Source organism: Sphingorhabdus sp. Alg239-R122, assembly GCF_900537065.1.
GTDB lineage: Bacteria > Pseudomonadota > Alphaproteobacteria > Sphingomonadales > Sphingomonadaceae > Alg239-R122.
Map to the genome: position 1 here is coordinate 16,905 of NZ_UNRC01000003.1, position 12,527 is coordinate 29,431.

At 53.2% G+C, this 12,527-nt stretch carries 12 protein-coding genes; 11 read left to right on the forward strand and 1 reads right to left on the reverse strand.

Annotated elements, in window-relative coordinates; all coding sequences use genetic code 11:
* The first annotated feature begins 6 nt into the window (after window positions 1-6).
* The 5 genes from G6Q15_RS03990 to G6Q15_RS04010 are packed head-to-tail and all read left to right on the forward strand — an operon-like array spanning window position 7 to window position 7,531.
* Entirely contained in the window at window positions 7-3,759 is a 3,753-nt protein-coding gene (locus G6Q15_RS03990) for a nitrate reductase subunit alpha (RefSeq protein WP_164115931.1), read from the forward strand.
* Window positions 3,756-5,300: a nitrate reductase subunit beta gene (gene narH / locus G6Q15_RS03995; RefSeq protein ID WP_164115933.1), complete on the forward strand. Its 1,545-nt coding sequence runs from the start codon at window positions 3,756-3,758 to the stop codon at window positions 5,298-5,300. Before G6Q15_RS03990 ends, narH begins: the two co-directional genes overlap by 4 nt.
* Entirely contained in the window at window positions 5,297-6,034 is a 738-nt protein-coding gene (narJ, locus tag G6Q15_RS04000; protein ID WP_164115935.1) for a nitrate reductase molybdenum cofactor assembly chaperone, read from the forward strand. The genes narH and narJ overlap by 4 nt, the downstream gene beginning before the upstream one ends.
* Window positions 6,027-6,722 (forward strand): respiratory nitrate reductase subunit gamma, encoded by a 696-nt coding sequence (gene narI, locus G6Q15_RS04005; RefSeq protein WP_164115937.1) that lies wholly within the window; start codon window positions 6,027-6,029, stop codon window positions 6,720-6,722. The genes narJ and narI overlap by 8 nt, the downstream gene beginning before the upstream one ends.
* The gene (locus tag G6Q15_RS04010) at window positions 6,719-7,531 is read left to right on the forward strand and encodes a peptidylprolyl isomerase (RefSeq protein WP_164115939.1); all 813 of its coding nucleotides are present in this window, start codon (window positions 6,719-6,721) and stop codon (window positions 7,529-7,531) included. Before narI ends, G6Q15_RS04010 begins: the two co-directional genes overlap by 4 nt.
* Here the strand turns inward: G6Q15_RS04010 and G6Q15_RS04015 are convergent, their stop codons facing one another.
* A complete protein-coding gene (locus G6Q15_RS04015) occupies window positions 7,532-8,113 on the reverse strand; it encodes a molybdenum cofactor guanylyltransferase (protein ID WP_164115941.1) in 582 nt (193 codons plus the stop codon).
* 174 nt (window positions 8,114-8,287) lie between these two features.
* Here G6Q15_RS04015 and moaA point away from each other — a divergent pair, with 174 nt between their 5' ends.
* Genes moaA through glp form a run of 6 tightly spaced genes read left to right on the forward strand, consistent with a single transcriptional unit; the run spans window position 8,288 to window position 12,521 of the window.
* Complete coding sequence (gene moaA / locus G6Q15_RS04020; protein WP_205518093.1) at window positions 8,288-9,310, forward strand: GTP 3',8-cyclase MoaA; 1,023 nt, start codon at window positions 8,288-8,290, stop codon at window positions 9,308-9,310.
* A complete protein-coding gene (locus G6Q15_RS04025; RefSeq protein WP_164115946.1) occupies window positions 9,311-9,559 on the forward strand; it encodes a MoaD/ThiS family protein in 249 nt (82 codons plus the stop codon).
* 1 nt (window position 9,560) lies between these two features.
* Window positions 9,561-10,004 (forward strand): molybdenum cofactor biosynthesis protein MoaE, encoded by a 444-nt coding sequence (locus G6Q15_RS04030; protein WP_164115948.1) that lies wholly within the window; start codon window positions 9,561-9,563, stop codon window positions 10,002-10,004.
* 6 nt (window positions 10,005-10,010) lie between these two features.
* Window positions 10,011-10,772 (forward strand): sulfite exporter TauE/SafE family protein, encoded by a 762-nt coding sequence (locus G6Q15_RS04035; protein ID WP_164115950.1) that lies wholly within the window; start codon window positions 10,011-10,013, stop codon window positions 10,770-10,772.
* A gap of 58 nt (window positions 10,773-10,830) precedes the next feature.
* On the forward strand, window positions 10,831-11,328 hold the full coding sequence (gene moaC, locus G6Q15_RS04040; RefSeq protein ID WP_164116481.1) for a cyclic pyranopterin monophosphate synthase MoaC: 498 nt from the start codon (window positions 10,831-10,833) through the stop codon (window positions 11,326-11,328).
* A complete protein-coding gene (gene glp, locus G6Q15_RS04045) occupies window positions 11,325-12,521 on the forward strand; it encodes a gephyrin-like molybdotransferase Glp (RefSeq protein WP_164115952.1) in 1,197 nt (398 codons plus the stop codon). Before moaC ends, glp begins: the two co-directional genes overlap by 4 nt.
* The last annotated feature ends 6 nt before the right edge of the window (window positions 12,522-12,527 follow it).

Below are 12,527 nucleotides of genomic sequence, written 5' to 3' on the forward strand. Positions count from 1 at the left end.
TGAAAAATGAGCCATCTTCTTGATCGATTGAACTTTTTCAGCAAGACCAAAGCCCCTTATGCGGACGGGCACGGGATTACGACCAGCGAAGATCGGCGCTGGGAAGATGGCTATCGAAAACGGTGGCAGCATGACAAGATCGTCCGTTCCACGCACGGCGTGAACTGCACGGGTTCATGCTCATGGAAAGTCTATGTGAAGGGCGGGATCGTCACATGGGAAACGCAGCAGACAGACTATCCGCGCACACGGCCTGATCTGCCCAATCATGAACCACGCGGCTGTTCCCGCGGTGCGAGCTATAGCTGGTACATCTATTCCGCCAACCGCGTGAAATATCCGCTTATCCGGTCAAGGTTGGTACGGTTGTGGCGCAAGGCGCGCGAAACCATGGAGCCGGTTGCGGCATGGAAATCTATCGTTGAAGATCAGGCGAAACGCGACAGTTACACAAAAATCCGCGGCCATGGCGGTTTTATCCGCGCGGCGTGGGACGAAGTGACAGAGATTATCGCTGCGTCCAATGCCTATACCGCAAAGAAATACGGCCCCGACCGCGTTATCGGTTTCTCGCCCATTCCGGCCATGTCAATGGTGTCCTATGCAGCGGGTTCACGTTATCTGTCCCTGCTGGGCGGCACATGCATGTCATTCTATGACTGGTATTGCGATTTGCCACCAGCTTCGCCCATGACATGGGGGGAACAGACCGATGTTCCCGAAAGCGCCGACTGGTATAATGCAGGCTTCCTGATGCTTTGGGGTTCCAATGTGCCGCAGACACGGACACCGGATGCCCATTTTTACACTGAAGCGCGCTACAGAGGCGCCAAATCAGTTGTGGTATCGCCCGATTATTCCGAAGCGGCGAAATTCTCTGATATGTGGCTGCATCCTAAACAGGGCACAGATGCTGCGCTGGCTATGGCGATGGGCCATGTCATTTTGCGCGAATATCATCTTGACCGCCAAGCCGAATATTTTGAGGAATATGCGCGCAAATATTCCGATATGCCCATGCTGGTGCGGCTGGTGGAAAAAGATGGGCATTTCATTCCCGAGCGCTTGCTCAGAGCCTCTGAATTCAAAGACAATCTGGGCGAAAAAGAAAATGCCGAATGGAAAACCGTTGCCTTTGATGAACTGAGTGAAAAAATAGTCGTACCCAATGGCACCATCGGCTCACGCTGGAGCGAAAAGGGCAAATGGAACCTTGAAGAAAAAGAAACCGACGGTAATGATACCAAGCTCAAGCTGACCAACATACTGGACGGCGATCATGATACAGTGGTCGATGTCGCGTTCCCATATTTCGGCAACCGCGAGCATGATTATTTCAAAGGTACGGATCATCCCGATACGCTGATCCGGCGCGTACCTGCCCGTAATGTTAAGCTTGCAAAAGGCGGCGTATTGGTTGCCTCTGTCTATGACCTTTTCATGGCAAACTATGGTCTGGACCGCGGCCTTGGCGGTGAAAACATCGCCAGCGATTATAGTGAGAATGAGCCTTATACACCGGCATGGGCTGAGCAAATAACCGGTACACCCGCCGATCAGATAATCACCGTAGCTCGCGAATTTGCGGACAATGCCGAAAAAACGAACGGCAAGTCGATGGTGATATTGGGGGCAGGCCTCAACCACTGGTATCATATGGACATGAACTACAGGGGAATTATCAATCTCCTGATCATGTGCGGCTGTATTGGCCAGTCGGGTGGCGGTTGGTCGCATTATGTGGGGCAGGAAAAACTGCGTCCGCAAACCGGGTGGCAGCCGCTGGCATTTGCGCTCGATTGGGCGCGCCCGCCGAGGCATCAGAACTCAACCAGCTTCTTTTATGCGCATAGCGATCAATGGCGTTATGAGACTCTTGATGTCGATGAAATCCTGTCGCCTACCGCGCCCGAAGGGGAAATGAGTGGATCGCTGATTGATTTTAATGTCCGCGCGGAGCGTATGGGTTGGCTGCCGTCTGCGCCGCAGCTAAAAACCAATCCGCTAGAGGTTGCAAAAGCTGCACGCGATGCTGGCAAAGAACCCAAAGACTATGTGGTTGATGGTTTGAAATCAGGCGACCTGAAGCTTAGCTGCCATGATCCCGATGATCCGGCAAACTGGCCGCGCAACATGTTCGTCTGGCGCTCCAATATCCTGGGCTCGTCGGGCAAGGGGCATGAATATTTCCTCAAACATCTGCTCGGCACCGAACATGGCGTGCAAGGCAAAGACCTCGGGGAAATGGGGCACAAAAAACCAGAAGATGTCGTCTGGCATGACGAAGCGCCAGAAGGAAAACTTGATCTTGTTGTTACGTTGGATTTCCGTATGTCGACGACCTGCGTCTATTCAGACATCGTCCTGCCGACAGCAACCTGGTATGAGAAAAACGACCTGAACACGTCGGATATGCATCCGTTTATTCACCCACTTTCGGCGGCGGTGGACCCTGTATGGGAATCCAAATCGGACTGGGAAATCTACAAGGCAATCGCCAAGAAATTCTCTGAAATCGCTCCAGAGGTTCTCGGCGAAGAAGAGGATGTGGTGATGACGCCTATCCTGCACGATACGCCAGGTGAAATTGCGCAACCCATGGATGTTCAGGACTGGAAAACCGGTGATGTGGAACCAATCCCGGGTAAGACCATGGCACAGATTTCGGTTGTGAAACGCGATTATCCGAACCTCTACAAACGCTTCACCGCGCTGGGCCCGCTCATGGAAAATGTCGGCAATGGCGGTAAGGGCATCGCCTGGAAGACGAAAGAGGAAGTTGAGCATCTGAAAGAGCTTAACGGTGTCGTCACCGAAGAGGGTCCAACCAAAGGGATGGCCAAGATCGAGTCAGACATTGACGCAACCGAAGTCATTCTGATGCTTGCGCCCGAAACCAATGGTGAAGTCGCGGTCAAGGCATGGGAAGCTCTGGAAGAATTTACCGGACGCGAACATGCGCATCTGGCATTGCCCAAAGAGGATGAAAAAATCCGTTACCGCGATGTCGTGGCACAGCCGCGCAAAATTATCTCCTCACCGACATGGTCGGGCATTGAGAGCGAGAAGGTTTGCTATAATGCGGGCTATACCAACGTGCATGAATTGATCCCGTGGCGCACATTGACCGGGCGACAACAGCTTTATCAGGACCATCTGTGGATGCGCGCCTTTGGTGAAGGTTTCTGCGTCTATCGCCCGCCAATTGATACCAAGGCGGTAAAGCCGATGCTCGACCGTGCCGAGGGGCAGGAGCATGTTGTACTCAATTTCATCACCCCGCACCAGAAATGGGGAATTCACTCGACCTATACCGACAATCTGTTGATGCTGACGCTATCACGTGGCGGTCCGATTGTGTGGATGTCCGAAGTGGACGCAGTCAAGGCAGGTTTGGTCGATAATGACTGGGTCGAAGCGTTTAATTCGAACGGCGCTCTTGTGGCCCGTGTGGTGGTGTCGCAGCGTATGAAAGAAGGCACACTGTTCATGTATCATGCGCAGGAAAAAATCGTAAATGTTCCCGGGTCGCCAATAACCGGGCAGCGCGGGGGCATTCATAACAGTGTCACCCGCGCCATCCTGAAACCCACCCATATGATCGGCGGCTATGCGCAGCAAAGCTATGGCTTCAACTATTACGGCACGGTCGGTTCAAACCGCGATGAATTCGTGATTGTCCGCAAGCTGGCCGATGTCGATTGGCTGGACGGGGAAAAAGACCGGTTACACCCGGATGATATGGAGGCGGCAGAATGAAAGTACGTGCGCAAATAGGCAAGGTCCTGAACCTCGACAAATGCATTGGCTGCCACACCTGTTCGGTCACGTGCAAAAATGTATGGACCAGCCGCGAAGGCATGGAATATGCATGGTTCAACAATGTTGAAACAAAGCCCGGCATCGGCTTTCCTAAGGACTGGGAAAACCAGGACCGCTGGAATGGCGGCTGGGAGCGGCAGAGAAATGGCCGCATCCGACCGAAAATGGGCGGGAAATGGCGGTTGCTGGCCAAGATTTTCGCCAATCCCGATATGCCGGAAATTGACGATTATTACGAACCTTTCACGTTCGACTATGAACATCTGCAAAAGTCGCCCGAAATGAAGGCGATGCCGACCGCGCGGCCGCGTTCGCTGGTGTCAGGCGAACGGATGGAGAAAATCGAATGGGGCCCGAACTGGGAAGAAATTCTGGGCGGAGAATTTTCCAAGCGCAGCGAAGATTATAATTTCGAAGGCGTCGAAAAAGAGATTTACGGCGAATTTGAAAACACTTTCATGATGTATTTGCCGCGGTTATGCGAGCATTGCCTCAACCCGACCTGTGTGGCGGCCTGCCCTTCAGGATCGATCTACAAGCGAGAAGAAGATGGTATTGTTCTAATTGACCAGGAAAAATGCCGTGGCTGGCGGATGTGCGTGTCGGGCTGTCCGTACAAGAAAATCTATTATAACTGGAATAGCGGTAAATCGGAAAAATGCACATTCTGTTATCCGCGTATTGAAGTGGGTCAACCGACAGTGTGCTCTGAAACCTGTGTCGGGCGTATCCGCTACCTGGGCGTGATGCTCTATGATGCTGACCGCATCGAAGAAGCCGCCTCGGCGGAAAGTGAGCAGGACCTCTATCAGGCACAGCTTGATATTTTCCTGGATCCCAATGACCCAGAAGTCATCACCCAGGCGCGCAAGGATGGCGTGCCCGAAGCATGGCTCGAATCCGCCCGCAAGTCGCCGGTCTATAAAATGGCGATGGAATGGAAAGTCGCATTCCCGCTGCATCCTGAATACCGGACATTGCCAATGGTATGGTATGTACCGCCACTGTCACCGATTAATTCGGCGGCAAGTGCAGGTAAAATGGCGTTCAAGGATGACATGCCCGACGTACGCTCACTGCGTATTCCGCTGCGTTATCTTGCCAACCTGCTGACGGCGGGAGAGGAGGAGCCGATTGCGCTTTGCCTAGAACGGATGATGGCGATGCGAAGCTATATGCGTGCCAAAACAGTTGATGGCGTCATTGCGACCGATATTGCCGAAGGCGTTGGCATGACAGCTGGACAAATAGACGAGATGTATCATGTGATGGCGATTGCCAATTATGAAGACCGTTTTGTCATTCCAACTTCCCACCGCGAAGAAGCCGAAGATGCGTTTGATGAGCGCGGATCGTGCGGTTTCTCATTCGGCAACGGCTGTTCGGGCGGTTCCACCGAAACCAATATGTTCGGCACACCGAAAAAGAAGAAAGTCCAGTCACCATCGGCGTTTCTAACGGAAGGAGAGCGGTCATGATGAAGACATTCAAAGTACTGGCCGCGCTGCTGACATATCCGACTGTAGAGATTAAGGAGGCCGTTGAAGATTTTCTGCCAGCATTGAAAGAAGAAGGGCTGGTTCCCGCCCCTTTTCAGAAACGTTTGCAGGCACTGATTACGGAATATCGGGAGCGTGATTTGCTCGACTTGCAGGAACGTTATGTTCTCTTGTTCGACCGCACCCGTTCGCTCTCGCTGCACTTGTTTGAACACGTGCACGGCGAGAGCCGGGATCGCGGCCAGGCGATGGTTGATTTGAAAGCTATGTACGAAGACAAAGGCCTGACGATCAGCTCGACCGAACTGCCTGATTTCCTACCGCTGTTCCTTGAATATCTGTCCATCCTGTCGCAAACTGAGGCTTTGGAGCTGCTGGGCGAACCTGCGCATGTCATTGCCGCTATCGGCGAGCGGTTAATCAAGCGTGGCAGCAGCTATGCCGCTGTGCTCGAGGCGCTGGGGCATCTATCAGGTCCGGCTGATGAAAAGGTCAAAGAAGCGCTGCTTAAAGAACCCGATGATGATCCCGAAGATCTGGAAGCGCTTGATGCGGCGTGGGAAGCGGAACAAGTGAGCTTTGGCCCCGGGACGCCCGATGAAGGCTGCCCGAAAGCATCAGATATGCTGAGTAAAATGCTGACAGATATTCCGCCGCAGGGCGAAGCCAAACCTGAGGAAACGACATCTAACGGAGGTACGAAAAATGGCTGAATTTTTGAACCATCTCGTTTTCGGCATCTATCCTTATATCGCTTTGTCTGTGCTCGCGATTGGGTCGGTCATCCGTTATGATCGTGAACCCTATAGCTGGAAATCAGGATCCAGCCAGCTTTTGCGGCGCAAGCAGTTGATGGTGGGCTCGCTGTGTTTTCACCTGGGCGTACTGATTATTTTCTTCGGGCATCTAGGAGGGTTGCTGACACCGATTGAGCTGTTTGACGCTATGGGCATCAGTCATGGCGTGAAACAGACACTTGCGATTGTTGTGGGCGGCATAGCTGGCATATTCGCATTTTTCGGCGCCACCCTGTTACTCCATCGCCGCCTGTTTGACCCCCGCATAAGGCGCTCATCCAGCTTTTCGGACATCGCCATATTGTTCCTGCTCTGGTTGCAACTGGTGCTGGGACTGGCCACGATATTTGTATCGTTGGATCATCTGGATGGGCATGAAATGGTGAAATTCATGTCATGGGCGCGGGGTATTTTCACGTTCCAGGCGGATGCATCATCCTTTGTCATGGATGTGCATCCGGTCTTCAAGGCACACTTGTTCCTGGGCCTGACTATATTTCTGGTCTTTCCGTTCACACGGCTTGTGCACATGTTCTCTGCTCCTGTGCGCTACATCTGGCGCTCCGGGTATCAGATTGTACGCAGCAAGAAGGCCGCGTTATGACTCAGTTATCCGAAGCGGCTACCCTGATAGTGAATGGCACGGAAATAACGGCTGAGGTGATTGCTGCCGAAGCGCAGAATCATCCGGCGGATAATCCCGAAATGGCTTGGTCAGAGGCGGCGCGTGCGCTGGCAATCAAGACATTGCTGCTTGCAGAAGCGGACCGGTTGGGTGTCGAGCCTGGCAAATATACTGACAGCAAAAACCGGCCATTGGTCGAAGATGATGCGCGGATTGAAGCGCTGCTGGAGCAGGAAGTCAGTATCCCACGGGCAGATGAGGTAACGTGCCAGCGTTATTATGATCAGCATATTGAGCAGTTTAGCAGTCCGGATCTGGTTGAGGCATCGCATATATTGTTCGCCGCGCCCAAGGATGATGAACCACGCTATGACAATGCAGTTGCCGATGCGGCACAGGCAATTTCCGAGCTGCAGGAGCATTCCGACAGATTTGCTGCGCTTGCCGAAGCACTATCTGCCTGTCCATCCGCTAAACAAGGGGGCAATCTGGGCCAGATTGGCCCTGGCCAGACAGTCAGTGAATTTGAAACTTACCTGTTCAACCTGGATGCCGATCAGCTTTGTCCTGTTCCGGTAAAGACGCCTTATGGCGCACATGTGATAAAGGCTGGCCGGAAGATCTCTGGTGAGACCATGCCCTTTGAGGCAGTCAAACCAAGAATCGCAGATTATCTGGAAGAAGCGAGCTGGCGGCGCGGTGTGGCGCAATACATCAAGATACTGGTGGGAAGGGCAGATATATCAGGACTTGATATGGCAGGCAGTGACGGCCTTTTGGTGCAATAATCAATCTGTAGTCGGTTCCAGCCGTGTTGCGGCCTCTTTCAGATCTGACGGCGTGTTGATATTGAAAAACATATCTGCATTTGACCAGTGAATATGGGCTGCATCACATGTCCTTGCGAGTGCGCGCAATGACAGGGATTCCTGCTCAATTAAAACAGGCCATGCTTTTTCAAGTGCGACCAGTGACCAATATGCGAATGTAGGGTGCAGACCATCATCGCCGGCGGCAATAGCGGATACGCCAGTCCCGCTTAACCTGGCAACAAGGTCCTCTGGAACGAAAGGCCCGTCCACTGGAACCGTGAAGAAACCGTGGGCTTGTGGATTATGCTCTTTCAGCCATATGTGTGTAGCATATATAGCTGCCGCTGGACCTTTTGGGCCGCCCTTGTGGTCGGGAATGGTCTTTAATCCTGTGCCATAATCATACGTGCCTGAAATTATGACCTGGTCAGCTTGAGTTACGCTTTTTTTGACAGTGTGATCAATTAACCGCATTTCACCCAAAAGCATTTCACCCTTGTCAATTCCGCCCATGCGCTGTGACTGGCCGCCTGCTAATATGATCATTATTTTGCGCATATGCTGTTCTTTCGGTTCGTCTGGACCGGGATATGATATAAGTTTGTGCATACACGGCATTCTTGATATATATCAATGCCTGTTTCGGCGTGACTGTTACCACTTCAAGGCAAGGACACATAATTGAACAAGCACGCTTCTTTTCCTCCCGACTCCGATCGGCAGCCCGATATTATCTCGGTTGAAAGCGGCGCGCGCGATAACAGGCCGCTGATTGACAGGTTCGGACGTGAAATTACCTATTTGCGGGTTTCGGTAACGGACAGGTGTGATTTGCGCTGCAATTACTGCATGCCGGAAAAAATGCGCTTCCTGCCGCGCGCAGATCTGCTGACGCTTGAAGAGCTGGAGCAGCTTGTTACAGCCTTTATCTTACGCGGCGTACGCAAGATACGGCTGACCGGCGGCGAGCCTTTGGTGCGCAAAGGCATAGACACGCTAATCGACCGTTTGGGAGAGCAGGTAGCTTCAGGGGTTCTGGAAGAAATCACATTGACTACAAACGGCACGCAGCTTGCCAGACATGCGCGCAGATTGGCGAGAGCAGGTGTCAAACGTATCAACGTTTCGCTCGATACGCTCAATCCGCGCAAGTTTCATGAAATAACGCGCCGTGACGCGCTGGCGGATGTGCTGCGCGGGATTAACGCAGCACAGGCTGAAGGCATCAGGATAAAGCTGAATACCGTTGCGCTTAAGGACATAAATGAGGATGAACTGCCGGCAATGATCGCATGGGCACATGCGCAAGGCCACGATATGACGTTGATAGAAATCATGCCGATGGGAGATGTCGGCGCAGATAGGTATGACCAGTATCTGCCGCTCTCCGAAGTGCGCGCCGGGTTGGAAGAAAACTGGACGCTGAAACCGTTGATGATGCGCACAGGCGGACCTGCTCGATATGTTGAGATAGAAGAAACAGGCGGGAAATTAGGCTTTATCACGCCACTCACGCACAATTTCTGTGATGGCTGCAACCGTGTGCGATTGACCTGCACGGGACAGCTTTACATGTGTCTGGGGCAGGAAGATCGTATGGATCTGCGCGCCGTGCTACGTGATCAAGGTTCGGTGGCAATCAACGCTGCACTTGATCGGGCCATATTGCAAAAGCCCAAGGGTCATGACTTTGCTATTGACCGACAGGCGCAGAAACCCGCCGTCCTGCGCACCATGTCGCTGACCGGAGGTTGAATGGCTGAGATCATTTTTTACGGGAAGTTTCAAGATATTATTGGTCCCAGCCTGGAGCTGGGATTACCTGAAGGGGTTACAAGCCTGAAGGAATTGGTGTCGTATCTTGGCAAGCTATATGCGGGGTTTTCCGAAATGGTTTTGAACGCACGGACGAAAATTGTCCTGAATGATGTTATTGTACAGACAGACATGCCGATTTCGGACGCGGACAGGATAGAATTCCTGCCGCCCTTTAGTGGAGGGTAAGTTGATTACGCTGAGCGCGGAAGCATTTGACCCTTACCGGCTATTACGGGAATTTACCGAAGGCGTAGATGGGGTGGGTGCCGTGGCAAGTTTTACCGGTCTTGTGCGCGGTGAGGGTGATGTGGGTGTTTCAGCCCTGATTCTGGAGCATCACTCTACGCTGACGCGGGGAGCCATTGAAGAGGCTGTGCAAAAGGCGCGGCGGCAATGGGACCTGCTGGATCTGCGCATCGTACACAGAATCGGCCGTGTGGAGGTGGGAGAGCCGATAGTACTGGTTGCAACCGCCGCCAAGCATCGGCGCGATGCTTTTGAAAGCTGTGACATGCTGATGGATTTCCTCAAAACCGATGTGCCTTTCTGGAAAAAAGAGTTCTCGCAGCAAGGCGAACGTTGGGTTGAGCCGGGTGCGAAAGATCATCACGACCGGTCGCGTTGGAGTTAAACGCTGATGGCTGCTATTATATGGCTAGCGGTATTTTTCTTCCTGGTGGCTTTGCTTTACTCTTCAGTGGGTTTCGGCGGCGGATCGACTTATACCGCGCTGTTGATCCTGTCAGGTATCACTTATCAGTCTGTTCCCACACTTTCGCTTATATGCAACATTATCGTGGTTACCGGCGGTGTTTGGCAATTTGCACGGGCAGGGCATATTAATCTTGCGCGTACTTGGCCGCTCATCCTGATTTCAGTGCCAGCGGCATGGCTGGGCGGGAACCTTGTGATACCTGAAAAACTACTGGTAACGCTGTTGGGCTTCGCGCTGGTGGCTGCAGGCACCCATTTGCTGCTTAACTGGAAACCTGTTGAAGCTGGGGATGAAAGCCGGAACGTGCCGACACCGGCCACGTTGCTTGTGGGCGGCGGGATAGGTTTTCTCTCCGGCATAGTGGGTATTGGTGGCGGGATTTTCCTTGCGCCCATTCTCTATCTGACACGCTGGGGCTCGGCCAGACTGATTGCCGCCACGTGCAGTCTGTTCATCCTGGTCAACTCACTGGCGGGTCTTACAGGACAGATCATGAAAACGGGGTTAGAGACAGCGACGGGCAATATCAGCGAATATCTTCCGCTGTTTATTGCGGTCCTGATTGGCGGACAGATAGGGTCGCGGCTGGGCAGTTTTTCGCTGAGCCAGACATTCATCAAACGCGCTACGGCGGCACTAATACTTGTTGTGGCTGTCCGCCTGCTTGTAAGGACATGGCTGTGATGGAAGAGGCTGATATAGTTATCGGGAATTTCGTGGCGATCAGGGGTTTGGAGTGACAATGCAGGAAAAACGACAAGATGAACTGACACATTTCGATGGCGAAGGCCGTCCGCAGATGGTTGATGTATCCGGCAAGCCTGAAAATGTCCGGACGGCGGCTGCGCGGGGCAGGGTGCTCTTTACGGAGGCTGCCTATCGCACCTTGCGCAGCAAGGGTGTGAAGAAAGGGGATGTCCGCGTGATTGCCGAACTGGCGGGGATACAAGCCGCTAAACAGACAGCGACACTGATACCTCTGTGTCATCCGCTACCTCTCAGCAGCGTAAAAGTGCAGACTGATTTCAATGATGAGGCGTCCGCGATTGATGTTACCGCCTCTGTCAGGACGGCCGGACAGACAGGCGTGGAAATGGAAGCGCTGACGGCAGTATCTGTGGCCTGCCTGACCATCTATGACATGGCCAAGGCGATTGATAAGGATATGACGATTGCGGATATTCAGCTCGTTTCGAAAACAGGCGGGAAATCGGGTGATTTTGAACGGCCAGTATCATGATTTCGGCTGATGAAGCACGCCATATCATTGACGCGATCAGCGCGCTGGGACAGGTGGAAACCGTCACGGTGGATCAGGCACTGGACCGGATCTGCGCGGCTGATATTCCTGCACGCATAACACATCCGCCATTCAGGGCCTCCGCGATGGACGGCTATGCTGTCCGGCTCGAAGACGTCCGCCATGCTGGCGCAAAACTGAAGGTCATTGGCGAATCCCGGGCAGGTGAAGCGGCAGGCCAATTGCTTGATCCAGAGGCCGCGATCCGCATTTTCACCGGCGGCGTTGTGCCGGAAGGTGCTGACCATGTCATTATCCAGGAAAATGTGGAACGTAAAGGCGGCACCATAACCACGTGTGCGGATCAGGCCGTGTCCGCAAATATCCGCAGGGCGGGCATTGATTTTTGTGAAGGCGATATCCTTAAACGTGGGGGTGCGCGCCTGAACGCTATTGATGTCGGCTTGCTTGCCGCCGCCAACATCGCCGATGTTCGTGTCTTCAGGCGGCCCGTAATTGCCTATTTCGACAATGGTGATGAACTGGTCGAGCTCGGGTCGAAATTGCAGCACGGGCAGATAATTGGTTCCAACCGTTTTGCGCTCGACGGAATGATCCGGGAGTGGGGCGGAGAGCCGGTATATCTGGGCAAGGCAGGGGATACGCTGGAAAAAGTCGTGGCAAAATTTGAAGCGGGTCTGGATGCTGATATTGTCATGTCGGTTGGCGGAGCATCGGTTGGTGACCATGACCATGTCCGTACGGCGTTTGAGCGGATGAATGGCCAGTTCCTGTTTCAGAAAATTGCGATGAAACCCGGCAAGCCAACATGGTTCGGCGCATTGGGGGAAACTCATGTTCTCGGCCTGCCCGGCAATCCTGCATCCGCACTTGTATGCGCGACCTTGTTTTTGCAGCCGCTGATAAACCGGCTGGGCGGCAGCAGTGATGATAGACCGGCATCATTACAGGCCCGACTTGCCAGTCCGCTGAAAGCCAATGGACAGAGGGAAAATTATATGCGCGGGACATATGAAGTCTCAGATTCCGGGATTGTCACTGTAAGCCCTGCGGATAATCAGGATAGTTCCCTGCTATCGCGCCTTTCCACTGCCAATTGCCTGATCCGCTGTCCGCCGGATATGGCCGCACAGGATGAAGGCGCGATTGTCGATTGTATCCGCCTGACCTGAGGGCAT